At 71.7% G+C, this 23,671-nt stretch carries 22 protein-coding genes and 1 pseudogene; 4 read left to right on the forward strand and 19 right to left on the reverse strand.

The genetic code is table 11. From position 1 onward, the window contains the following. Nucleotides 1–68 precede the first annotated feature (68 nt). Entirely contained in the window at nt 69–1,136 is a 1,068-nt protein-coding gene (gene mgrA, locus IE247_RS03805; RefSeq protein WP_190121451.1) for an L-glyceraldehyde 3-phosphate reductase, read from the forward strand. Between the two features lie 348 nt (nt 1,137–1,484). Here the strand turns inward: mgrA and IE247_RS03810 are convergent, their stop codons facing one another. From IE247_RS03810 to IE247_RS03820, 3 genes are read right to left on the reverse strand one after another with little or no spacing between them, the layout of a single operon-like run. Next, complete coding sequence (locus tag IE247_RS03810; RefSeq protein ID WP_190121452.1) at nt 1,485–1,853, reverse strand: winged helix-turn-helix transcriptional regulator; 369 nt, start codon at nt 1,851–1,853, stop codon at nt 1,485–1,487. A gap of 26 nt (nt 1,854–1,879) precedes the next feature. Further along, nucleotides 1,880–3,535, reverse strand: coding sequence for a DUF2079 domain-containing protein (locus tag IE247_RS03815; protein ID WP_190121453.1), 1,656 nt, complete (start codon nt 3,533–3,535; stop codon nt 1,880–1,882). Between the two features lie 48 nt (nt 3,536–3,583). Then, entirely contained in the window at nt 3,584–4,378 is a 795-nt protein-coding gene (locus IE247_RS03820) for a prepilin peptidase (RefSeq protein WP_190121454.1), read from the reverse strand. A gap of 88 nt (nt 4,379–4,466) precedes the next feature. Here IE247_RS03820 and IE247_RS03825 point away from each other — a divergent pair, with 88 nt between their 5' ends. After that, nucleotides 4,467–4,832 carry a DUF192 domain-containing protein gene (locus tag IE247_RS03825; RefSeq protein WP_190121455.1) on the forward strand — a complete coding sequence of 122 codons (366 nt, stop codon included), beginning with the start codon at nt 4,467–4,469 and terminating at the stop codon, nt 4,830–4,832. Here the strand turns inward: IE247_RS03825 and IE247_RS03830 are convergent. The 15 genes and pseudogenes from IE247_RS03830 to IE247_RS03900 form a co-directional block, all read right to left on the reverse strand. After that, entirely contained in the window at nt 4,829–6,169 is a 1,341-nt protein-coding gene (locus tag IE247_RS03830; RefSeq protein WP_190121456.1) for a hypothetical protein, read from the reverse strand. The genes IE247_RS03825 and IE247_RS03830 overlap by 4 nt on opposite strands. A gap of 72 nt (nt 6,170–6,241) precedes the next feature. Beyond that, nucleotides 6,242–6,943, reverse strand: a complete 702-nt coding sequence (locus tag IE247_RS03835; protein WP_190121457.1) for an OmpA family protein — start codon at nt 6,941–6,943, stop codon at nt 6,242–6,244. Beyond that, a complete protein-coding gene (locus IE247_RS03840) occupies nt 6,943–7,548 on the reverse strand; it encodes a hypothetical protein (RefSeq protein ID WP_190121458.1) in 606 nt (201 codons plus the stop codon). The genes IE247_RS03835 and IE247_RS03840 overlap by 1 nt, the downstream gene beginning before the upstream one ends. 46 nt (nt 7,549–7,594) lie before the next feature. Further along, nucleotides 7,595–8,254, reverse strand: a pseudogene (locus IE247_RS03845) (pilus assembly protein TadG-related protein); the annotation flags it as partial. 44 nt (nt 8,255–8,298) lie between these two features. Continuing rightward, a complete protein-coding gene (locus IE247_RS03850; RefSeq protein WP_190121460.1) occupies nt 8,299–8,550 on the reverse strand; it encodes a hypothetical protein in 252 nt (83 codons plus the stop codon). Between the two features lie 195 nt (nt 8,551–8,745). After that, a complete protein-coding gene (locus IE247_RS03855; protein ID WP_190121461.1) occupies nt 8,746–9,642 on the reverse strand; it encodes a response regulator in 897 nt (298 codons plus the stop codon). A gap of 41 nt (nt 9,643–9,683) precedes the next feature. Next, a complete protein-coding gene (locus tag IE247_RS03860; protein WP_190121462.1) occupies nt 9,684–11,003 on the reverse strand; it encodes a sensor histidine kinase in 1,320 nt (439 codons plus the stop codon). Nucleotides 11,004–11,054: 51 nt separating this feature from the next. Next, nucleotides 11,055–11,942, reverse strand: coding sequence for a DUF5936 domain-containing protein (locus IE247_RS03865; protein ID WP_190121463.1), 888 nt, complete (start codon nt 11,940–11,942; stop codon nt 11,055–11,057). A gap of 22 nt (nt 11,943–11,964) precedes the next feature. Next, entirely contained in the window at nt 11,965–12,903 is a 939-nt protein-coding gene (locus tag IE247_RS03870; protein ID WP_190121464.1) for a type II secretion system F family protein, read from the reverse strand. 57 nt (nt 12,904–12,960) lie between these two features. Beyond that, nucleotides 12,961–14,301, reverse strand: a complete 1,341-nt coding sequence (locus tag IE247_RS03875) for a TadA family conjugal transfer-associated ATPase (protein ID WP_190121465.1) — start codon at nt 14,299–14,301, stop codon at nt 12,961–12,963. An 81-nt stretch (nt 14,302–14,382) separates the two neighbouring features. Further along, nucleotides 14,383–14,793, reverse strand: a complete 411-nt coding sequence (locus tag IE247_RS03880; RefSeq protein ID WP_190121466.1) for a TadE/TadG family type IV pilus assembly protein — start codon at nt 14,791–14,793, stop codon at nt 14,383–14,385. Beyond that, nucleotides 14,790–15,233 (reverse strand): TadE/TadG family type IV pilus assembly protein, encoded by a 444-nt coding sequence (locus IE247_RS03885; protein ID WP_190121467.1) that lies wholly within the window; start codon nt 15,231–15,233, stop codon nt 14,790–14,792. Before IE247_RS03885 ends, IE247_RS03880 begins: the two co-directional genes overlap by 4 nt. A 25-nt stretch (nt 15,234–15,258) precedes the next feature. Further along, nucleotides 15,259–16,506, reverse strand: a complete 1,248-nt coding sequence (locus IE247_RS03890) for a CpaE/TadZ family protein (RefSeq protein WP_190121468.1) — start codon at nt 16,504–16,506, stop codon at nt 15,259–15,261. Nucleotides 16,507–16,513: 7 nt separating this feature from the next. Continuing rightward, on the reverse strand, nt 16,514–17,230 hold the full coding sequence (gene cpaB / locus IE247_RS03895; RefSeq protein WP_190121469.1) for a Flp pilus assembly protein CpaB: 717 nt from the start codon (nt 17,228–17,230) through the stop codon (nt 16,514–16,516). Between the two features lie 259 nt (nt 17,231–17,489). Then, nucleotides 17,490–18,368 (reverse strand): hypothetical protein, encoded by an 879-nt coding sequence (locus IE247_RS03900; RefSeq protein WP_229868619.1) that lies wholly within the window; start codon nt 18,366–18,368, stop codon nt 17,490–17,492. A gap of 368 nt (nt 18,369–18,736) precedes the next feature. Here IE247_RS03900 and IE247_RS03905 point away from each other — a divergent pair, with 368 nt between their 5' ends. Both IE247_RS03905 and IE247_RS03910 read left to right on the forward strand, forming a co-directional pair. Then, nucleotides 18,737–20,434, forward strand: coding sequence for a chitinase (locus IE247_RS03905; protein ID WP_190121470.1), 1,698 nt, complete (start codon nt 18,737–18,739; stop codon nt 20,432–20,434). Between the two features lie 327 nt (nt 20,435–20,761). Beyond that, complete coding sequence (locus tag IE247_RS03910) at nt 20,762–22,096, forward strand: M14 family metallopeptidase (RefSeq protein ID WP_190121471.1); 1,335 nt, start codon at nt 20,762–20,764, stop codon at nt 22,094–22,096. 93 nt (nt 22,097–22,189) lie between these two features. Here IE247_RS03910 and IE247_RS03915 read toward each other — a convergent pair whose 3' ends face one another. Next, nucleotides 22,190–23,656, reverse strand: coding sequence for a GntP family permease (locus IE247_RS03915; RefSeq protein ID WP_190121472.1), 1,467 nt, complete (start codon nt 23,654–23,656; stop codon nt 22,190–22,192). Between the last annotated feature and the right edge of the window lie 15 nt (nt 23,657–23,671).

Here is a 23,671-nt window from a genome sequence, read left to right on the forward strand (position 1 = left end):
CCCGCGCCGTTCGGCTTCCCCTGAAGCCGCAACACTACTGCTCACCGGCCACGACGGCCCAACCCGGTATGTCACAAGTCCGTGATAAGGAGGGATGTGTGACTGATCCCTCTGTATATCTCGCTTCCGCCGACCGCTACGACTCGATGGAGTACCGCCGCTCCGGCCGCTCCGGCCTGCGCCTTCCGGCGATCTCGCTCGGTCTCTGGCACAACTTCGGCGACGACCGCACCCTTGTCTCTCAGCGGGCGATCCTGCGCCGCGCCTTCGATCTCGGGGTCACCCATTTCGACCTCGCGAACAATTACGGGCCGCCGCCCGGATCGGCCGAGCTGAATTTCGGCAAGCTCTTCGCCCAGGATTTCGCCCCCTACCGCGATGAGCTGATCATCTCGACCAAGGCGGGCTATCTGATGCACCCGGGCCCCTACGGCGAATGGGGCTCCCGGAAGTATCTGCTGTCCTCGCTGGACGCCTCGCTGAAGCGGATGGGTCTGGACTACGTCGACATCTTCTACTCCCACCGCTTCGACCCCCACACTCCGCTGGAGGAGACGATGGGGGCGCTGGCCTCGGCCGTGAAGCAGGGGAAGGCGCTGTACGCCGGTGTCTCCTCGTACACCTCGGAGCAGACCGCCGAGGCGGCGCGGCTGCTGCGCGAGATGGGGGTGCCCGCCCTGATCCATCAGCCCTCGTACTCGATGATCAACCGGTGGACCGAGGAGGACGGGCTGCTGGACACCCTGGAGACGGCGGGCATGGGGTGCATCGCCTATGTGCCGCTGGCGCAGGGGGTCCTCACCGGGAAGTACCTCCGGGGGATCCCGGAGGGCTCGCGGGCCAGCCAGGGCAAGTCGCTGGACCCGGGGCTGCTCTCGGAGGACGTGGTGCGCCGGCTGAACGGGCTGAACGACATCGCGGCGGGGCGGGGGCAGTCGCTGGCGCAGCTGGCGCTCAGCTGGGTGCTGCGGGATCCGAGGATGACCTCCGCGCTGATCGGCGCGTCGAGCGTGGCGCAGCTTGAGGAGAATGTGGCGGCGCTGGCGGGGGCTCCGCTGAGTTCGGCGGAGCTGGCGGAGATCGATGTCTTCGCGGTGGACACCGAGGGTGCGAACATCTGGGCCCGCCGGGGCTGAGAGCCCGCCCGGGAGGGGGCCCGGTGTGCCCGGGAAAGAAAACGGGCCGGTCCGTGGGGGGGGATACGGACCGGCCCGAGGGGGGGTTTCCACCATAACGCTTCGCAGGTCGTGGCGCGCGCCACCCGGGAGCGGGGGCGTGTCGCGGAGTCCGCGAATGGCCGGACACAGACGGCGGGGGCAGACGGCCCAAGGGATTCCGGACCGGGCGTGTCGCCGGAGCCGTCCCCCCGAAGGGTGAACCGGACCGGATGCGCCCGGTTGACGGTCCGGGGGCGGCGCGGGGCCCGGCGGGACGACCGGACGGACGACCGGACGGGCGGCCGGACGACCTGCCCCGGCCGCAGGTCAGGCCGCGGCCTCGGCCTCGGCTTCCTTGGTCTTGTTGGCGATGATCTCCTGCATGAAGGCGGCTCCCCAGTCCCCGAGCGGCTCCAGCGCGGTGTTCAGCGCCTGGCCCAGTTCCGTGAGGGAGTACTCGACCCTCGGCGGGACCTCCCGGTAGACCTCGCGGTGCACCACGCCGTCCGCCTCCAGCTCACGCAGCTGCTGAATCAGCATCTTCTCGCTGACTCCGGGCACGGAGCGCCTCAGCTCGCCGAAGCGGAGGGTCCCCGCATCGTTGAGCGCCCAGAGAATGAGCGGCTTCCACTTTCCGCCGACGACGTCCACCGCCGCGTCCAGGCCACAGTGATAGGACGGCTTGATCTTGGCCACGGCAACTCCTCCGGGTGTGTCAGCACTTACCTTTTCGCCAGTACACCATCTCCGCCGGGAAAGCCCGCCATGGCGGACGGAATTCGTCCCCCGTACCCTCCTGGCTTCCCCGGCTCCGGGTCGCGGCGGAGCAGGGTGATGCCGTCGCGGTGGGCGATACGGCGGTAGCCGTACGAGTCCTCGGCGGCGGCCAGCTCGGCGGCCTGCTGTCCGGCCGGGTAGGGCCAGTGGCCCGTACGGTACGGCCAGGCCTCGGGCGCTTGGCTGTCGTGGATGATCCACTCGGCGGTCGGGCGCGGCAGCTTTTTCCGCGCGTCGCCGTCGCCGGGGCCCTGGCCGTCGCCTTCGCCGGGGCCGTGGAGCCTGGCGTCGACCGGGTAGGCCGGGAAGAGGACCACCTCGCAGCGCGAGGTCAGCTGGGGTACCAGCCGGTTGGAGGCCGCGACGCTCGCGCCGTCGGGGATCCGCGCGAGCAGCGCGCGGGCCGCCTCGATGTGCCCGGTGGTGCGCCAGGTGGCGCGCTGGGCAAGCTGGGCGAGGGGGAAGGACGGCAGCAGTACGAGCGTCACCGCCAGGGCCGTGGTCAGGGTGGCGCGGATCTGGCGGGCGCCGAGCGGATGGGCCTCCCGCCGCCAGGGCCGGAGCGCGTCGATGAGCCCGGCGACGACGAGGGGCATCAGCACGGCGCTGTAGTGGAAGGAGGTGCCCCAGTGGAAGCCGTTCTGCGAGAGCATCCGCCAGCCGAGGGTGGGGACGGCGAGCAGCGCCAGCGGTGAGCGCAGGGCGAGCAGCGCGGAGGGCGCGAAGACCAGGATGAGCGTCATGGCCTTGATGTCGGGCCGCAGCGCGTCCAGCGGGGCGAGGGCGATGGCGGCGAGCGGGGAGGCGTGGGCCCCGTCGTCGAGGTTGCCGCCGTGGGCGTAGCCGCCGGCCGGGTTGAGCGCGGGCAGCAGCAGTTTGATCTGGACGGCGGAGGCGAGCAGCCCGGCCGCCGCGGTGAGCGTGCCGAGGCGGCGGGGGCCCTTCCAGGCGATGACGCAGCCGAGCGCGGCGAGCGTAAGACCCAGGTCCTCCTTGACGAGGACGAGGGGGGCGGCCCAGGCCACCGCCGCGCGCCAGCGGCGCTGTCCGAGCGCGACGGCGGCGAAGGAGAGCAGCGGTACGGCGAGGGCGACCTCGTGGAAGTCGAAGGCGGCGGCGGAGGCGATGCCCCAGCTGAGCCCGTAGGCGAGGGCGACGGCGTGGGCGCCGCGGCGGCCGAGGGCGCTCCCGGCCCAGGAGACGAGCGGCACGGCGGCGACGGCGAGCAGCGCGGACTGGGCGAGGAGGAGGCAGAGCGGGGAGGGCCAGAGCCGGTAGAGGGGGGCGAGGAGGGCGAGCGCGGGGTGGAAGTGGTCGCCGAGGAGGTTGAAGCCGTCGCCGCGCAGGGGGACGACCGGGGGTCTGAGGTGGGCGTAGGCGCGGACGGCCTGTTCGAAGATGCCGAGGTCGTAGCCGGTGGTGCGGAGGAGGGTGTGGCGGCGTACGGCGACGGTGGCGTAGAGCGCGAAGAGGACCGCCGCCCAGCTCCAGGGGAGGAGGGCGGCGGGGAGGGTCCGGGGGTTCGGGGGTGGGGGCTGCGGCGTCGGAGGGGTGCGCGGTGCGCCGCGCCGAGCCACCGAGTTGTCAGTAAATGTCCGCATACATCTGGACTCTATCTGTGATAACTCGTCAGCCGGGGCAGGTCCCGGTCAGCCTGCCGCGAGACCGCCCGCGAGGACTCCGGCCAGCGCGCCCGCGATCATGAACGGGCCGAAGGGGATCGCGGTCCCGCGCCCCGCGCGGCCCAGGAGCATCAGCCCCAGCCCGTACACCGAACCGAACAGGAACCCGGCGAAGGCCCCGGCGAACAGCACGCTCCAGCCGTACCAGCCCAGCACCACCCCGAGCGAGAGCGCGAGTTTCACATCGCCGAAGCCCATCCCGTCCGGATGGATCAGGAAGAGCGCGAAGTAGACCGCGCCGAGGGCCGCGCCGCCCAGCAGCGCGCCCGGCCAGGAGCCTGCCGCGCCCGGCAGCAGCGCCGCCGGGCCCAGCAGGCCGGCGGCGGGCGCCGCGAGCGGCAGGGTGAGCCGGTCGGGGGGCCGGTGCACCCGCCGGTCGACGAGGGCGAGCAGCACGGCGAAGGGCGTGAGCAGCAGGCACACCGCCAGTTCGGGGCGCGCGCCGGTGGCGGCGGCGAGCGCCGCGCAGACCAGCGCGGTGACGGCCGGGACGGCTCCCGCTCCGGCCCCCTTCGCGACCCGCGGGCCCGGCTCCGTACCCGCACCGGTCTGCGCGGGCCTCGCGCCGACCCGTACCCGGCACTCGGGGCAGCGCGCCCCGCCGAGCCAGCCGCGCGCCGGGCCGGTGAAGGGGTGTCCGTCCGGGCAGCCGTCCCGCCACGGCCGGGAGGGCTCGACGGAGAGCCGGTACGCGGCACGGGGCACCAGCAGCCCGGTGGCCGCGCCCCACAGAACGGCGGCGGTGATCAGCGTGGCGTACACGGCCCCGAGGGTAGGCGGCGCCCGGCCGCCCGGTCATGGGCCCGGGGGCCCACTCGGAATCCGCGCGCCCCCGATAGCGTCTACGGCCATGGGTTCGGGAGAGCGGTGGCGGGACGGCGAGGGGTCGTTGTGGGTGGAGGGGCGCGACGCGCCGGTGCCCCTGGAGATCGCGGCGGGTTACCGCAGCAGGCGGCGGGGGCTGCTCGGCCGGGACGGTGTCGAGGGGGCGATGCTGCTCACGCCGTGCGGCGCGGTGCACACCTTCCGGATGCGCTTCACCGTCGATGTGGCCTATCTGGACCGCGAACTGCGCGTGCTGGACGTCCACACCCTCCGCCCCGGGCGGCTCGGCAGGCCCCGGCCGCGGGCACGCCATGTGCTGGAGGCGGCGGGCGGGGCGATGGAGGAGTGGGGAGTACGGAAGGGAGTGCGGCTGCGGGTGGAAACAACCTAGGAGCGGGGTTCGCCGGTGGAGGCGTGGCGGCCCCGGGGGCGGGCGAGGCGGGCGGCGGCGGTCCAGCCGAGGAGAGTGAGAAGGAGCGCCGAGCCCAGGCCGATGCCGGTGATGCCGACGACCGTCAGGAGGGTCTCGCGGGGGTCGTCGTCCTCGGCCCGCCCCTCCATGGCCTCCTCCCGGTCGTCCTCGGTGATGCCGAAGCCCGCCGCGACCGGGTCGCTCAGATAGGCGGGCGCCTCGGCGCGCTCGCCGTCGAGGGTCAGCCGCAGGGTCACCGGCAGTGGGCCCGGGGCCTTCCGGTCGAGGGAGACCCGGAGATAGTGCGGACCGGAGAAGCGCATTCCGCTGATGTCGTTGTGGTCCGACGTCCGGTTGCCGAAGACGGCCCGTTCGGTGTCGAGGGAGAGCTTGCCCGGCCTGCCCCGGTAGGGCTCGGCGGTGTTCTCCACAAAGCCCCGGGCGGTGTTGAACACCGTGACCCGCAGCCCGCCGCCGGGCCGTCCCGAGGTGCCGCCGTCGCCGAACTCGGCGTCGAGCAGCAGCCGCTGCCCCCACTCCACCGGAACCCGGTAGAAGCGGCTGTCGCCCGGGTTCAGCGCCTCGCTCCACACACCGTGCCCGATCGGATGGGTGTCGTTGAAGCCGGATCCCCCGGTCACCGGCGTGGCCGGGCCGCTCACCCGCTCCGGGTCGCCCCGGTCCTCCGGGGCGGTCGGGGTGACGGGCCCGGCCGTGCCCTCCTTGAGGCCGGGCTCGCTCATGTGCTTCAGCTCGACCGTCCAGCCCTTGGCGGTCGAATCGCTCTCGCCGCCGCCGATCCACTCGACGGTGTAGAGGTACTCCCCCGCCGCCTGGCACTCCCGGCCCTGCCCGATGCGCCGGGTGGAGTAGTCGGCGACGGGCAGCGGGGTGGACCCGCCGAAGGTGATGTCGTTGCGGACGCTGCACCGGGCCCCGTCGGCGGACTCCAGGGAGACCCGTATCCCGTCGGTGGGACGCACCCGGCTGCCGGGCGGCGGGGCGAGCACGGCGGAGACATAGGCGTTCGACGTGTCGTCGAGCACGACCCGGTAGTACTTCCGCTCCCCCGCCGAGATCGAGTCGACATAGGTGCCCTCTTCGAGCCTCGGCCCGCCCGCCTCCGCCGAAGCGGCGCCGGAGATCCGCTGCGCGTCGGGAGCGGTACGGTACGCCCCCGGCCAGTTCGCCGACGCGGCCAGTGCGGGCGCGGGGCCCTGGGCGAGCGAGCACACCGCCGCGAGGGCGACCACCGCCGACACCCGCCGTCCCGCCGCCGCCGGCCGCCTGGTGACCGGCGTACCGCCCCGCCTCATCCGTGTGCTCCTAGACCTGTCGTTCCGACTCCACACCTGCGGGCCGATGCATCTTATCGGCCCGTATGGTGGTCAGTTGGGGTTTCCGGCGGCGGATCCGGTGGGGAAGGAGACCTCGACCCGGCGGTTCTTCCGGCGGCCGTCCTCGGTGGCGTTGTCGGCGATCGGATAGTCCTCGCTGTAGCCGCGGACCTCGTAGGTGACGCCGGGGTCGTTCAACTGCTCGCTGAGGACCCCGTGGACGGCGTCGGCCCGCTGGCGGGAGAGTTTGCGGCCGTGCTCGTAGGTGCCCAGATTGTCGGTGAATCCGAAGACCCGGATCTTCCGGCCCCGGTGCTTCTCGACCTCCGCGGCGATCGCGGCGATACGGCTCTCGGCCCGGGGGTTCAGCTCCGCGCTGTCCTTGCCGAAGAGGACTTCCGCCTGAAGCGCGAACTTCAGCGAGATCGTGGTCTCCTCGCGGCGCTCCTCGCCGCCCTCGGTCTCCACGATGGAGACGATGTCGAGGACGCGCGGCTGGGCGAGGGTGGCCCCGTCCCGCATCTTCAGTCCGGCGCTGTCGGCGTCGACCTGGGGCGGTTCGGAGAGCGGCACGGCCCCCGGGGGGGCGCTCGGGTCGTTCTCGGCCGGGGCGGCGGCGGGCACGGCGGCCGAGCCCGCGGCGGAGGCGGAGGTCAGCTGGAATCCGGTGAACAGCAGAGTCAGGGCGACGGACACGGCCGCCGGCCGCCGGCCCGCCGTGCGCGGAGTCCGCCGCCCGGTCCCGGCGGCCATCAGCTGATCTCGATCGTGGCGCTGGGCATGAGCGGGATCTGCACATCGACCGAGTCGGTGTCCTCGGGGGGCGCGGGGAACTGGGCGAAGAAGTCGACGCTCCGGCCCGCTTCGAAGGCGCTCAGACCGGTGGTGGTGAGCGGGTATCCGTCGGTGTCGCGGAGCACGTAGTAGCGCTTCTTGCCGGCCTTGTCGACCAGGGTGATGCCGGCGAGGGAGCGTCCGGTCACCTTGACCTGCTTCTCCTGGCCGTTCCACTGGACCGGCGGGGCCTGCCGTTTGCCGCTGACGTTCTGCACGACGCCCGCGAGGGTCAGAAAGCCGCCGTCGTCGCGGACCGCGCTGTGCACGGTGAACTGGAAGCCGTTGCCGCCCTTGATGGTGGCCAGGACCTGGGGGGCCTCCGGCGCGGCGGAGCCGCCGTCGTCGCCGGGCCGGCCGGACTCGGCGATGTCGGCCGGGGTGGAGACCGCGGCGTTGCCCTTCTCGTCCGCGTCGTCCTCACCGTCGCCGCCGCCGCACGCCGTGAGGGAGAACGACAGCGCCGCCGCCACAAGGACCGCCGTCACTGTCCCGGGGGCCTTCGCTCGATGCCCAATGCTCATCAGTGCTGTTCCTTTGCGTTCGGTGGCGGTGCGTTCGGTGGCGCGGTCAGTCCCCGTCCAGCCGGACGGTGAAGAGGTCGGACATGTCGGGGAGGCGGTCCGGCTGCTGCGGATCGAGGTCGAAGCTCTCGCCGCCGTCGCAGTCGAGCGTGCCGGGGGAGACGGGCTCCGGCGGCTCGGCCGGTTCGGTGGGCTCGGTGGGCTCGGCCGGTTCGGACGGCTCCGAGGGGGTGGACGGCTCGGCGGGCTCGGACGGCTCCGGGGGCTCCGCGGCGGCGAAGGTGCAGCGGGGCTCGACCACGGCGGTGGCCGTCGCCTCCGCGCGGAAGTTCTCGGTGCCGGGCAGCACGGTGTCGCCGATCGACTCCCGCGCGTCCACGGCGACGGTGTATCCCCAGCGGCCGTCGCCCAGCGAGAAGCAGTCCCCCACCAGGGTCCCGTTCGCCTCGGCGAACCGGCCGGCGGCGTCACAGCCGGTTCCGAGGGTGTCCTTCGGGCGGCCGTCGAGGAAGTCGCGGAGGAAGTCCGGGTCGAGGATGCCCGCCGCCAGGTCCTCGCCGAGGCTGTCGCGGGACTCGCGGGCGGCGGCGAGCGCGGCGGCGTCCGCGCCGGACTGGGTCCCGCCCCGGCTCGCGCCCGCCTGCCCGACGGCGAAGAAGGCGAGCGCGAGAAAGAGCAGGCCCACCACCATCGCGAGATAGATGGGGGTCGCCTGCCCTGCCTCACGGGTGCGGCGGGCGCCCGGCGCGGCTACTCGCCGCCGCCCCCACCGCCGCTGAGGATCTCGCCGACCTTCTCCGTCAGCCCGTTGGCGATGTCGTCGGCCACTCCCGAACCCACCAGCGCCGCGATGATCGCGGCCACCAGCACGATCACTCCGACGTACTCGACCGAGCCCTGTCCCCCGTCGCGGCGGTCCCTCCTCGCGCGCGAGGCTGCCGCCGCTCGGGCCGCGAGATACAGACGGGTCCTGACCACGGCCTTGAGCGTCACGTTCGGCATCGGCTTCCCCTCCGGCGCCGGGGGCGCTGACGCCGGCCGGCTCGTACGAGTCCATGTCTCCGCCCGCCGGACCCGCGACGCCCGCCCTCCGGCGGCCGGTCCGGGTGGCGGCGTGAGAAATGTACGCCGGAAGCGCGCGCCCGGGAATGGGCCCCGGGGCCCAACGGCGGGCCCAGGCGAGGAGGGTGCGCCCGGTCATGAGGCACCCGCCGGGCCGGTCGCGCCGCGCGCCGCCGCCACGCCGTGCCAGACGGCGATGGCCTCGCCCCTGCTGGCCGCGTTCAGCTTGGCGAAGATGCGGTTGATGTGGTTCTTGACCGTCTTCGGGCTGATGAAGCAGGAAGCGGCGATCTGCTGATTGGTCAGACCCGACGCGATCAGCCCCATCACCTCGACCTCCCGCCTGCTCAGCTCGGTGATCACTCCTCGGGGCTCCTCGGCCGGGTGGGGGCCCGAAGATGAATGTCCCACATTCGCTTGCGTAAGCGAAGCCTGTTGAGCAAATTCCCGGAACCTTGGGCGGGGCCATGTACCAGGCATTGCTTGTCCGATGAAGCGATTCTCTACGGTTTCGTCGGAGTGGATGTGTGCGGTCGCAGACGCTTTCGCGGCCGGATCGCCGCGTACTCCCGCGAGCAGGGCGCCGGTCGCGGAGGGGGAGAGCGGCGCACGGCCTGCCCGGATGTCGCGTACCGCGGCGACCAGCTCCTCGGCGGTGAACTCGCCGTGGACCAGATAGCCGCCCGCGCCCCGCCGCAGCGCCTCGTGGACGATCGCGCTCTCCCGGCTGTAGGTCATCATCAGCACCGGGGCGAGCGGGACCAGATGGGGCAGGGCCGATATGCCGTCCACGCCCGGCATCCGGACGTCCAGCAGCACGACGTCCGGCCGGTGCCGGACCGTCGCCTCGTAGGCCTGGCGGCCGTCGGCGGCCTCCGCGACGACGGCCAGATCGGGACGGCCCTGCAACAGGGCGGTCAGACCCGCCCGTACGACCGGGTTGTCGTCGGCGACGACGATCCGGAGCGGGGCGGCCGGCGGGGGCGGGTGCTCCACCGGGCCGGGGGGATGGTGGGGGTGGTCGTCCGGCATGGCCACGGCCTCCTCTCTGAGCGGGGGACGGGAAACGGGGGTCACAGCAGCAGCGAGACCGGGGCGCTCGGCACGGCGGGCAGGGGGAGTTCGAGGCGGACCTCGGTGCCGCGGGAGGCGGGGCCCCGGCCGATCCGGATCCGCGCGCCGATGGAGGCGGCCCGTTCGACCATGCCCACCAGGCCGAAGTGGCCGGATCTGCGGAGCCCTTCGAGGGTGGTGCCGGGCGGCAGCCCCTTCCCGTCGTCGTAGACGCTGATCCGCAGCACTCCGTCGAGCACCCCCGCCGACACCTCCACCCGCCCGGAGCCGCCGTGCCGGCGGGCGTTCTCCATCGCCTCCGACGCGATGGTCAGCGCGTGCCGGGCGACGGCCTGCGACAGCGCGGGCGGGCTCGCGCCGACGCGGCGGAAGACGGCGCGGACGCCGTCGCGGCGGTCGAGGTCCTCGGTACGGGCGCCGAGTTCGGCGACGATGTCCGTGCCGCCGTCGGGGGTGGGCTCCCGGCGCAGATCGGAGAGCAGCTCGCGCGATTCGGCGGCGGCCCGGCGCGCGGCCCTGGCCACCAGCTCGGCCTGGAGCCGTACGGTGGACGGGTCCATCCGGTCGGCGGTGTGGGCGAGCCCGTCGGCGGCGAGCGCGAGCCCGTGCAGGGTCTTGGCCACCGAGTCGTGCATCTCCCGTGCGAGCCTGGCGCGTTCGCGCTCGACCGCCCCGCCGGCCGCGAGCCGGGCGCGGGCCTCGGAGAGCGCCTGTCCGGCCTCGCCGAAGCCCAGCATCAGCCGGCGCAGGGTGCTGCCCAGCGCGCCGGTCAGCACACAGAGCCCGGGGAGCAGAAGGGCGGTGAAGCGGGCCACCGCCTGGTCGTTGACGGCGTACGCGCCCGCCACGATCAGCGACTGGAGCACGGCGAAGACGGCGGCCCCGCGCCGGCCGTAGATCAGCCCGGCGAGCAGCGGGGTGCAGATGGTGACGTACGCGAGGGTGGAGTCCGGCGACGCGGTGATCAGCAGCAGTGCGCCGAAGGCCATGTCGGCGCCGAGCAGCCAGGGGTGGCGCAGCAGTACGGGGCCGAACCGCTCCCAGTCGCGGAGCAGGGCGTACGAGGTCATGAAGGTGACCAGGACCGCCGCTCCGACCAGCCAGCTCGCCGGGCCAGGGCGGGTGCCGGCGAGGGCGAAGGGGACGGCCAGCGCGATCATGGCGAGGCGGAAGCCGAAGACCTGGCGGCAGAGCGCCTGGAGGGCGTTGACCTGGAGGGGCAGCGAGGGGGTGCGGGAGCGGCCCGGGCCGGTGCCGGACGGGTCGGTACGGCTGTGGTCGTGGCGGTCGTGCTGATCGTGGTGTTCGTCGTGGTCCATGGGGCTCACCTCCCGTTCCTGAGCGCTGCCGGGTGCCGGGGGCCGGGCGGGTCAGCCGCCCAGCACCTCCGAGAGATCGACTCCCGCGCCGTAGTAGAAGCTCGCGATGATGAGGATCATCGTCGCCGGGAGCATGATCAGGGTGACCACGAGCGTGGACTTGGGCACCGCTCTGGCCGCGTCCCTGCGGGCGTTCTGGGCGTCGGTGCGGCGCATGTCGGTGGCGATCTGGATGAGGGTCTCGACGATCGGCGCGCCGAGTTCCTCGCCCTGCTGGAGCGCGGTGACCAGCATCGACACCTGCTCCGAGTCATTGCGCCTGCGCAGTTGGTCGAAGGCTTCGCGGCGGCTCACTCCCATGTCCATCTGGCGCAGGGTGATGCGGATCTCGTCGGACCAGGGGCCCTCGTACTTCTCCGAGACGCGTTCGAGGGCCTGGCGGAAGCCGAGGCCGGCCGAGACGACGACGGCGAGGACGTCGAGGAAGTCGGGGAGGGTGCGTTCGATGTCGGCGCGGCGGCGGCGGATGGCGGCCTTGATGATGACGTCGGTCCAGAGGAGGCCGAAGAGCAGCAGCAGGATCGCGAGGACGAACTGTCCGCGCAGCAGCATGGAGAGGAAGGCCAGCACGCCCAGGAAGCTGTAGACGGCGCGGCGGGCGGCGTAGCGGTCGACGGTCATGCCGCCGGGGTTGCCCGCCATGTCGAGCCGGACGCGCAGGGCGTCGACCCGCTTGGGGCCCATGGAGCGGAGCACGGCGGGGGCGTAGCGCATGCCGAGCCGGTCGATTCCGGAGCCGACCGCCGTGGTGCGGGTGGCGCCGATCTCCAGCGCCAGGGCGAGGTCCTCGGGGAGTTTCGCGTCGGCGCGGTACATCCGTACGCCGTGGAAGACGCCGTACACGGACAGGCCGAGCAGCGCGGCGAGGAGAAGTCCCATGGTGTCCTGTGTCCTCCTTGTCTCAGACCTGGATCCGGGAGACCCGGCGGATCAGGAACGCGCCGAGTCCGTAGAGGCCGAAGGCGATGAGGGTGGTGATCTGGCCGACCACCGAGCCGGTCATTTTGTCGAGGGCTCCGGGGGTCATGGAGTTGATCATCAGCAGGAAGCCGAGGCCGAGCAGGGGGACGGCCAGGGCGGTGACCTTGATCTGGGAGAGCGTGGTGGTGACCTCCCGGCGGGTCTCCTTGCGCTCCTCCAGGGACTGGGTGAGGTTGCGCAGCGAGGTGACGACCTGGCCGCCTGCCCGGTTGGCGAGGATGAGGGTGGTGACGAGGACGATCAGCTCGCGGGAGGGCAGCCGCTCGGCGAGCCGGCCGAGCGCCTCGTCGAGGCTCTGTCCGACGGCGAGCTGGTCGGCGACGACGCCGAGTTCATGGCCGGCGGGGTCGTCGAGTTCCTCGGCGGCCATGGCGAGGGCGGTGCGCAGGGCGAGTCCGGCCTGGGTGGCGTTGGCGAGTACGCGGGTGAGCTCGGGGAGCTGGTTGATGAAGGCCTCGGTGCGCTTGTTCCGCTGCCAGTTGAGGAAGGCGTTGGCTCCCCAGAGGCCGGCGAAGGCCGCGAGCACTCCGAAGAAGGGGGCGAAGACCGCGCCGATGATGAAGTAGAGGGAGAGCAGCCCGGCGAGGACGTAGACGGCGTACTCGCCGGGGGTGAGGTCGAGGCCGGTGACGGCTATCTTCCGTTCGATGCGGCGGCCGAGGCGGGTGGGGCGCAGCCGCCGGTCGACGCCGTCGAAGCGGCGGCGGCCGGTGGGGCCGGTGAGCGTGCCGCTCTGGGTCATCCGGTCGACCAGGGCCTGTCGCTGGGCCCTGCCCGAGGCGTAGGTGTGCGCGCCGATGACACCGAGCACACCGGCGAGCAGTGTGACTCCGGCTGTCAGAAGCGGGAGATTGTCCATGTCGGGCGGGGCCTTTTCGATGGGCTTCGGATGACGGTGAGGGGGCTCGGGGGCCGTTCAGACGACCGTTCGGCGCACGGCGAGCTGGTCGTCGGAGTCGGCCACGCCGAAGACCGGGGGCAGCGGCTCGTTCTTCATATAGAGCCGTTCGGCGACCTTGCGCGGGACCGGGTGGTAGACAAACCGGCCGTTCACCCGGCCGTCGGCGGTCATGGGCTCGGCCTGGAAGCGGCAGACGGAGACGATGCGGTACTCGTCGCGGCCCCGGGAGTCGACGACGGCGATCTCGGTGACCCGGCGGGAGCCGTCGGCGTGCCGGGTGAGCTGGACGATGACGTCGACGGCGCTGTTGATCTGGTCCCTGATGGCGATGAAGGGGATCTCGACCTCGGCCATGGAGGCGAGGGTCTGGAGCCGCATCAGCGCGTCCTCGGCGCTGTTGGCGTGGACGGTGGCGAGCGAGCCGTCGTGGCCGGTGGACATGGCCTGGAGCATGTCGAGCGTCTCGCCGCCGCGCACCTCTCCGACGATGATGCGGTCGGGGCGCATGCGCAGGGAGTTGCGGACGAGGTCGCGGATGGTGACCCGGCCCTTGCCCTCGACGTTCGGCGGCCGACTCTCCAGGGTGATCACATGGGACTGCTGGAGCTGGAGTTCGGCGGAGTCCTCGATGGTGACGATCCGCTCGTTCTCCGGGATCAGTCCGGAGAGGGAGTTGAGCAGGGTGGTCTTGCCGGTGCCGGTCGCGCCGGAGACGATCACATTGAATTTGGCCCGGACCAGACCCGAGAGCAGCAGGGTCATCTGCTCGTCCAGGGAGCCGATGGCGATCATTTCCTGGAGGGTGAAGGCGCGCGGGAAGCGGCGGATGGTGAGGATGGGCCCGCTCAGGGAGAGCGGCGGGATGATGACATTGACCCGCTCCCCGGAGGGGAGGCGGGCGTCGACCATCGGATTGGCCTCGTCGACGCGGCGGTTGACGGTGGAGACGATGCGCTCGATGGTCTGCATCAGCTGTTCGGCGGAGGAGAAGCGGAGCGGGAGCATCTCCAGCCGGCCGCCGCGCTCCACATAGACCTGTTCGGGGCCGTTGACCATGATCTCGCTGATGGAGGCGTCTTCGAGCAGCGGTTCCAGGATGCCGAGGCCGAGGGCTTCGTCGACGACCCGGCGGATGAGCTGGGAGCGTTCGACGCTGGAGAGGACCGGGCCCTCGCGGCTGATGATGTGGCCGAGCACCCGTTCCAGCCGGGCCCTGCGCTCGGCGGCGGCGAGCGCCGACATCTCGGCGAGGTCGATCTCCTCCAGGAGCTTGGCGCGGTAGACGACGACAAGGCGGTTCTCCTCGCCGTGGCCGTTGACCGGCTCGGGGCTGCTGATGCGCGCCCGCAGGCTCATGTCCTCATCTCCCAGGTGGTGCTAGGTCTGCGCTGGATCTGCCGGGTGGTGCGCGGGCTCGGGGGCTCGGGGGCGGGCGGTTCAGTCGCAGGGCATGGTGACTCTTCTCGTCGCCGGGCCGATGTCGAAGACGGGCAGCAGCCGGGGGACGGAGACCACGGCGGTGGCGGTGACCTCGTCGGCCCCGGCGCACTCGGCGCTGATGGAGGCGTCCAGCCAGTCGCTGAGGGCGGCCCGGCCGGCCGCCGCGCCCTTGCCGTCGCCGTCCTTCTGGGACGCGGCGCGGGCGGCGGCGCGGGCGGCGGTGCCCGCCTGCTGGGCGGTGTAGGCGGCCAGGCCGAACTGGACGGCAGCGAGGCCGACCAGCAGCAGCAGGGTGATCACTCCGGCGTACTCGATGGCGGCCTGGCCGCTCTCCGGCTCACGGGCACGGTCACGGGCACGGGCACGGGCACGGGCACGGATGCGTACGCGTACGCGGTCACGGCTCATGAGGGGACCTCGTTCACGGCGGCGGCGTCGGCGTCGAAGGTGAAGGGCAGATCGAGCACCCCGGGGAAGAGCACGGGCACGGAGAAGGTGATGCTGACCTCGTACAGATCGCCGCCGTTGCCGGGGCAGCCGAAGCGCGCCCCGGCCAGCCAGGCCGCCGGGAGGTCCTCCCGCGCCGCCGCCTCGCAGGCGGCCGGTCCGTCCACCGCGCCCGCCCTGGCCCCCGCGTCGGCCGCGTTGCCCGCCAGGGAGAAGCTGTAGCCGATGAGCGCGGCCTGCCAGAGCAGGGCCAGGGTCGCCAGGATGACAGGGAGGGTGCCGGTGAACTCGACGGCGGCCTGGCCCCGGTCCTCCCGCAGCCGGGCGCGGACGAGCCGCGCCCACCCGGGGGCCACGGCCGGCGCGGGGGCCGTCCGCCCCGCTCGTACGTGAGACCTCATCGCTCCCCGTACCCCCTCACGGTGCTCATCTCGACCGTGCCCGGCGGAGGCCGATCGAACCCCGGTCGCCCCGCAATCTGCCGTGTTTCGGCTCAGTCTGGGGCGCGCGCACCAGCTCCAGTTCGCCCGCGAGCGCCCAGAGCGCCTGTTTGACGGCGGACTTCGCCTCCAGGTCCTGCATCCGCCCGGCGTCGACCACCGGCTGGAGTTCCTTGTAGCCGGCCGGGACGGCGGTCCTGGCGACCCGGGTGCCGGTGATCTTCTCGATCAGCGGGGGCTGGATCTCGGTGGCCCGGTTGTGGCGGTTGACGACGGCGACGGTCTCCTCCGCCTTGCGGATCTGGAGCCGGTCCCAGAGCCGGACCATGCGCTTGGCGGCGCGGACCGAGACCACGTCCGGAGTGGTCACCAGCAGGGTGGTATCGGCCATTTCCACGGCGGCGGCGTTGGCGCTGTTCATCTGGGTGCCGCAGTCGATGACGACGACCTCGTACCGATTGCGCAGCGCGCTGACGATCTGCCGTACGGCGCGGTCGGTGACCTCCTCGCCGCGCTCGCCCTCCCCCGGCGCGAGCAGCAGCCCGAGCCCGGTGTGATGGGCGAAGAGGGCGTCCTGGAGCACCCGGGGCGAGATGTCCTGGATCCCGGCGAGGTCGGCGATCGAGCGGCGGAACTGGACGTCGAGGTAGGAGGCGACATCGCCGGACTGGAGGTCGAGATCGGCGAGCGCCACCGTGCGGCCCGAGGCCTGGGCGGCCAGCGCGAGCTGGACGGCGGTGACGGTGGTGCCGACGCCGCCCTTGGCCCCGCTGACGGTGACGACGGTGCCGCCGGGGCCGGTGAAGACGTCGGCGCTCTGCCCGAGGTGCCTGCGCACCCCGGTGGACCAGCCGGCCGCGGCGGCCACGCGCTGGGCGAGTTCCTCGTACGAGAGGGGGAGGGCGACCAGGCCCCGGGCGCCGGAGTCCATCGCGGCCGAGTAGAGCGCGGGGCCCGCGTCGGCCGTCACCAGGACGACGCCGACGGCGGGGAAGCGCAGCCCGACCTCACGGATCAGTTCGAGGGCGGGCACCGGTCCGATGCGCTCGTGGACGAGGACGACCTCGGGCAGTTCGTCGAGCGACTCGGCGGCCAGTCTGGCCAGCGTGTCGAGCAGGGTGGTCGAGTCCCCCACCGGGGCGGCGGGTTCGGCGTCGGGGAGCTGGCTCAGCAGGGTGGTGACGGCCCGGGCCGCGTCGGCCTCGCCGACGGCCGGAAGGATGCGTGTGGTCATACAGCCCTCACCTGTTCTTGTCTTCGTCGAGGGTGTAGGTGCTGTCGCCGGGGCGCAACGCGGAGCCGCTGCCCCTGGCGAGAAGGGCGAGCCGTACGTTCTCGGCGAAGGACTCGGCGTGGGCCACCCGCTGGGCGTCCTTGGTGTTCAGGGCGAAGGTGATCGGCACCGCCTCGCGCAGGGTGCTGCTGCGGCGGTCCTCGCTCCGGCGGTCGATGGGGGTGAGCCTGCCGACGTCGATGACCCGGGCCCCGGGGACGATGACCCGGGACTGGTCGGCGTCGCGCTCGGTCCTGCCCGCGAAGGTGGCGAAGATATTGACCCGGTCACCGGGGGTGATCTTGCCCGCGACCCCGGTGGCGGAGTCGATCATGATGGCGATCTCCTGCTCCCCGGACTCCAGTTCGGGCCGGTCGACGATCATGTCGTCCTGGAGCAGCGAGCCCTTTTTGAGCCGGGTGACGGCGATCTTCCCGACGACCTCGGAGAGATTGGTGACGGCGCTCTCCGACAGCCAGCGCCTGGGCATGCTGACCTTCTCGAACTGGCCGGGCCGCAATTCCGTATAAGGGGCGACCTCGGTCTTCACCCGATAGGCGGGAACCTCGGGTCCGACCTTCGAATTCACATCATTGATCACTGATATCACGCCGGCGAACGCGCCGAGAGCGCACAGCACCGAGACGATCAGAAGGATGACGCCGCGTCGTTGGCGTGAATTCATGGGCTGGGCAACCTCGTTCGCTGACTTCGCCGGTCCCGCACACTTCGCGGGACCGGCGGACCGAAGCAGACAGGGACTGGCGGAGCGGAGGGGGTGGGCGGAGAAAGGGACGGAGCGAGCGGTGCGACGGCGGTCCGGGCGACCGCCGTCCCGGGCCGGCTACGGTACCGTCGGCACCCGCTCGACCTGCGGTTACGGAAGGCCCGAAGGGTGCGGTACGAGGGGTTCCGTACGGCCGGGGGCCGGTCGCCGCCGCCGGTCACGGGCCGTGGTGGGCGGGGGTTCCGTGCTTGGGCACGCCGGATTCACGGTCCTGGCTCTCGGCCGCCACGAGCGGCGCGGAGCAGAATCCGCAGCGGTCACCGATGAGTTCGATTCCGCACCAGGTGCACACCTCTCTCCGTACGGAGGCCACCAGCTGATAGAGAGTGGAGATGTCGGGGAGGAAGGCCGCGAATTCCAGCAGCTTTCCCGTACCCCACCAGCGCGCGGATTCCGCCGGAAGCTCGGTCTCCTCCACGCCCTGGGACTGCCATTCGGGAACCAGCGTCTTCTCGATCCACTCCGACTGGAGCTGCCCCCTGGCCACCACCAGCCGGGTCGCGAACGCGGGGCCGCCGAGCTGTCCGGAACCGATCCGGATCACCTCGGGCTCGGGGTTGGCGAGCACTCCGAACTGGGTGCCGGGAACCCAGGACTTGGCGTGCGAGCGCATGGTGACCGGCACCCGGTCGAGCCGGGTCACGGAGTTCAGCAGGGCGCCCGCGTAGATGTAGTGGGAGAGCAGCCGGGCGGCGGAGGCGATGATCCCGGGGCCGAAGTCGCAGACGGACAACTGGCGTAACTGGCGCGCGAGTACGGCGACGCCCAGCGGCGGCAGATCGATCTTGAGGAGGGCGACGCGATTGCTCTCCAGCACGGACCGGACCGTGTGCAGCCTGCGCTCATGGGCGGGCGGCAGGGAGGACGGATACAGGGAGACCACCGAGCCGTGCTGTTCCAGGAGGACGGTGACGGCGGATATCGCGGCGTCCAGCGGCAGGTCGGCGGGCGACGGAAGCAGGGCCGCCGTCGGCGTGTGCTGGTCCATCGGCGGCAGCACCAGATCTGCGCTGGTGACAGCTATTGCGGTCGGCACGCTGGTTCCCCGTTCGGCTCCGGTCGCCGGTGGTCCCGCGACCGCAGATACGTACTACTCGCTGCTTCTGCACGAGCACTTTATCCGCGACTCCCCAGGCAGAGAACACCTCGCGGAACCCAGAGCCGCAGCCCGTGCACACTCCGCACAGGCCAAAGCTCACCAAAGGATGACGATCCAGTACACCCACAGCGGGGGTGCGCCCGGGGCCGTACGTCCCGGTATGGCCGAAACTCGACGAGGGGTACTCCGGACCAATCGGTGCCACAGGTCTTGACAACCCGATTGGTCTGGACCAGCTTTACGCCATAACGGTGGCCACCGTCTCTTACTTTCTCCCCCCACAACTCCCCCACTGGAGGCAGCAAGTGGACCGCACCACACGTTCACGGAGATGGATCGGCGGAGCCCTTTCCCTCGCGGTCGGGGCCGGGCTCACCGTCACCGGCATGGCAGGAACCGCACAGGCGGCCGACATCAATGTCGCCAAGAACGCCGGGTTCGAGTCAGGACTCTCCAGCTGGACGTGTTCCGGCGGCACCGGCGCGAACGTCTCCACCCCGGTACGCACCGGCGCATCGGCCCTGAAGGCGACTCCCGCCGGGGCCGACAACGCGAAGTGCTCGCAGATCGTGGCCGTCAAGCCCAACTCCACGTACCAGCTCAGCGCCTGGACCCAGGGCGGCTACGCCTACCTCGGCGCGAGCGGCACCGGCACCACGGACGTCTCGACCTGGACCCAGGGCAGCTCCGCCTGGGGGAAGCTCTCCACCAGCTTCCGCACCGGCCCGAGCACCACGTCCGTCACCGTCTACACCCACGGCTGGTACGGCACCCCGGCCTACTACGTGGACGACGTCAGCGTCTTTGGCCCCGACGGCGGCGGCGGCCAGGACCCCGACCCGGTCGTGCCCACCACGCCCACCGGTCTCGCGGTCGGCACCGTGACCTCCTCGACCGTCGCCCTCAACTGGGGCGCGGTGTCGGGAGCCACCAGCTACCACATCTACCGCGACGGCACGAAGGTCCAGACGGCGTCCGGCACCTCGGCCACGGTGAGCGGGCTGACCGCGAACACCTCGTACCAGTTCCAGGTCACCGCCGCCAACAGCGCGGGCGAGTCCGCGAAGTCCACCGCGGTCACCGGCCGCACCGGCGAGGGCCCGATCATCCCCGACCCGGTCGTGCCCAAGCACGCGATCACCGGGTACTGGCAGAACTTCAACAACGGCGCGACCGTCCAGAAGCTCCGCGACGTGCAGTCGGCCTACGACATCATCGCGGTCGCCTTCGCCGACTCCACCACCACCCCCGGTGAGCTGACCTTCAACCTGAGCCCGGCGCTCGGCTACGCCAACGTCGCCGAGTTCAAGGCGGACATCGCCGCCAAGCGGGCCGCCGGCAAGTCGGTCATCATCTCCGTCGGCGGCGAGATCGGCAATGTGACGGTCAACAGCGACGCGTCCGCCACCACCTTCGCCAACAGCGCCTACGCGCTGATGCAGGAGTACGGCTTCAACGGTCTGGACGTGGACCTGGAGCACGGCATCAACTCCACCTACATGACGAAGGCGCTGCGCCAGCTCTCCGCCAAGGCGGGCCCGAAGATGGTCCTGACGATGGCCCCGCAGACCATCGACATGCAGTCCACCTCGACCGAGTACTTCAAGCTGGCGCTGAACGTGAAGGACATCCTCACGGTCGTCAACATGCAGAACTACAACAGCGGCGCGATGCTCGGCTGCGACGGCAAGGTCTACTCGACCGGCACGGTCGACTTCCTCACCGCGCTCGCCTGCATCCAGCTGGAGAACGGTCTCGACCCGTCCCAGGTCGGCCTCGGGGTCCCCGCCTCCACGCGGGGCGCGGGCAGCGGCTATGTCAGCCCGGCCATCGTGAACGCCGCGATGGACTGCCTGACCAAGGGCACCAACTGCGGGACCTTCAAGCCCGCCAAGACCTACCCGACGCTGCGCGGCGCGATGACCTGGTCCACCAACTGGGACGCCACCGCCGGCAACGCCTGGTCGAACTCGGTGGGGGCGCACATCAAGACCCTGCCGTAGCGGAAGCCGGCCACCCCGGCCGGCCCCGCGAACCGGCGGCACCGCCGCCGTGAAACCTGTCGTACGCACCACCTACCCCCACGCCAGGTCGTACGACGCAGCCAGCAGCGCCCCCGCTTCCGCGGAGGCGCTGCTGTGCGTGGCGGGTCCGTCCGTCTCCGGTGTGCGGAGCGGTCGGATCGGGCAGCGATCCCGGGTACGCGTCCGAACTCCACCTCTTGACCTGACCATGTCATGGCCGCACGATGTGTCCCCACACCGCACCACCGCACCACGCGTCCGATCCGTGCGCCTGTTCCACCCCCCAGTCCACACCCGGGAGACAGCATGCGACTACGCATCCGCGGCAGCGGCCGGAAGGCCGCCACCCTGAGCGCCCTGCTGGCGCTCGCGGTGGCGGCGCCCTTCACCGCGAGCGCGGCACCGCCGGACCCCAAGGCCCCGGCCGTCGCCGCCGACGAGCGGACCCGCCAGTACCAGATCAAGGGCGAGGCGACCGTCGCCTCCCGGACCGCGATCGCCTCCCTCGGCGTCACGGTCGACGAGGCCGATCCGCACTCCACCGTCATCAGCGCCAGCGCGTCTCAGGCCGAGCGGCTGCGCGCGCTCGGGCACCGGCTGATCGAGCTGCCGGGGCCGCCGGCCCGTACCGGCGGCGGTCCCGTCGAAGCCTTCGACTTCCCGCCGGCGGACTCGCGCTATCACAACTACGCCGAGATGAACACGGTGATCGACCAGCGGATCGCCGCGTACCCGAACATCATGAGCAAGCGGGTCATCGGCAAGAGCCATCAGGGCCGGGACATCATCGCGGTCAAGATCAGCGACAATGTCGCCGCCGACGAGAACGAGCCCGAGGTCCTCTTCACCCACCATCAGCACGCCCGTGAGCATCTGACGGTGGAGATGGCCCTCTATCTCATCCGTGAGCTGGGCGAGGACTACGGCACGGACTCCCGGATCACGAGCGCCGTGAACAGCCGGGAGATCTGGATCGTCCCGGACGTCAACCCGGACGGCGGCGAGTACGACATCGCCACCGGCAGCTACCGGAGCTGGCGCAAGAACCGCCAGCCCAACACGGGCTCGACGGCGGTCGGCACCGACCTCAACCGCAACTGGGACTACCGCTGGGGCTGCTGCGGCGGCTCCTCGGGCTCCTTCGGCTCGGACACCTACCGGGGCCGGGCGGCCGAGTCCGCGCCCGAGGTGAAGGTCGTCGCCGACTTCGTACGGAGCCGGATCGTCGGCGGTCAGCAGCAGATCAGGACCGCCATCGACTTCCACACCTACAGCGAGCTGGTGCTCTGGCCGTTCGGCTACACCACCGCCGACACCGCCCCGGGCATGACCCAGGACGACCGGAACGCCTTCGCGGCGGTCGGCCAGAAGATGGCGGCCAGCAATGGCTACACCCCGGAGCAGGCGAGCGATCTCTACATCACCGACGGCTCGATCGACGACTGGCTGTGGGGGAATCAGCGGATCTTCGGCTACACCTTCGAGATGTATCCGGGCAGCTTCGGCGGCGGGGGCTTCTATCCGCCCGACGAGGTGATCGAGCGGGAGACCAGCCGCAACCGGGACGCGGTGCTCCAGCTGCTGGAGAACTCGGACTGCATGTACCGCTCCATCGGCAAGGAGCAGCAGTACTGCGCCTGACCCGGCATGAACGCCGTGAACACGGGCCGAAGGGCCGCCCGGGGCGCACAACCCCCGGGCGGCCCTTCGGCCGTCGGCGTGTCCGCCGGTGTGTCAGACCACCAGGCTCAGCGCGGCCGCCACCGCGAAGCCCGCGACCGACAGCACCGACTCCAGCACCGTCCAGGTCTTCAGCGTGTCCCGCTCGGAGATGCCGAAGTACTTGGCGACGATCCAGAATCCGCCGTCGTTCACGTGCGAGGCGAAGATCGAGCCCGCCGAGATGGCCATGATGACCAGCGCGAGGAAGGGCTGCGAGTGGTCCGCGTTCTCCACCAGCGGCAGCACGATCCCGGCCGTGGTCACGATCGCGACCGTCGCCGAGCCCTGGGCGACCCGCAGCACCAGCGAGATCAGATAGGCCAGCACGATGATGGGCAGGCCCACGTCCTCGAAGGTGTCGGAGAGCGCCTGGGCCACCCCGCTCGCCTTGAGGACCGCGCCGAAGACGCCGCCCGCGCCGACCACCAGCAGGATGTTGCCGACCGGCTTCAGCGAGGAGGTCGACACCCGCTCCAGCGAGGTCCGCGACCAGCCGCGCCGGATGCCCAGCAGGTAGTACGCCAGGATCAGGGCGATCGTCAGCGCCACGAACGGGTTGCCGAAGAACTCCACCACCGAGCGGAGGGTGGAGGGGTCGAGCGCGATGGAGGAGAAGGTCGCCGCGAGGATCAGCGTCAGCGGCGTACCGATGATGAACAGCACCGTGGAGAGCGCCACCGGCGACTCCCCGGCGGCCCCGGGGCCGCGCTCGGCGTCGACCGAGGCCTTGGCCTCCTCGGCCGCCTCCAGCATGTCCTGGGGGACCTCGACGAAGACGCGCCTGCCGATCCAGTCCGAGTAGACCCAGGCGGCGACGACGGCGGGCAGTCCGACCACGACGCCCATCACGATGACCCAGCCGAGCGAGACGTCGAGCAGACCCGCCGCGGCGACCGGGCCGGGGTGCGGCGGCAGGAAGGCGTGGGTCATCGACAGACCGGCCAGCAGCGGCATCGCGTAGAGGATGACGGACTTGCCGGAGCGCTTGGCCGCCGCGTACACCAGCGGCGCGAGAACGAAGATTCCGACGTCGAAGAAGACCGGTATACCGAAGATCACTCCGGTGACGCCCATGGCGAGCGGGGCGCGCTTCTCGCCGAAGACCCCGAGCAGACGGTTGCTCAGCACCTCCGCGCCGCCGGAGACTTCGAGGATCGCGCCGAGCATGGTGCCCAGGCCGATGATGATGGCGACATGGCCGAGGATGCCGCCCATGCCCGCCTCGATGACCGACTCGGCCGCCGAGCGCTGCACGGTGCCGAAGAGTTCGGTGACGGAGAGACCGGCCGCGAGGCCGACGGCTATGGAGACGGCGAGCAGCGCGACGAACGGCTGGAGCCGGATCTTGATGATCAGTACGAGCAGGAGGGCGATCCCGAGGGCGGCGACGGTCAGCAGACCCGCCGTTCCATCGATGAGAAGAAGCAGTCCTCCGGTGTGCGGCGGTGCACCGGGCGGGGCATCGGCGGCAAGAAGCATGGTTCAACCCTTGGT

The organism is Streptomyces inusitatus (assembly GCF_014651115.1).
GTDB lineage: Bacteria > Actinomycetota > Actinomycetes > Streptomycetales > Streptomycetaceae > Streptomyces > Streptomyces amakusaensis.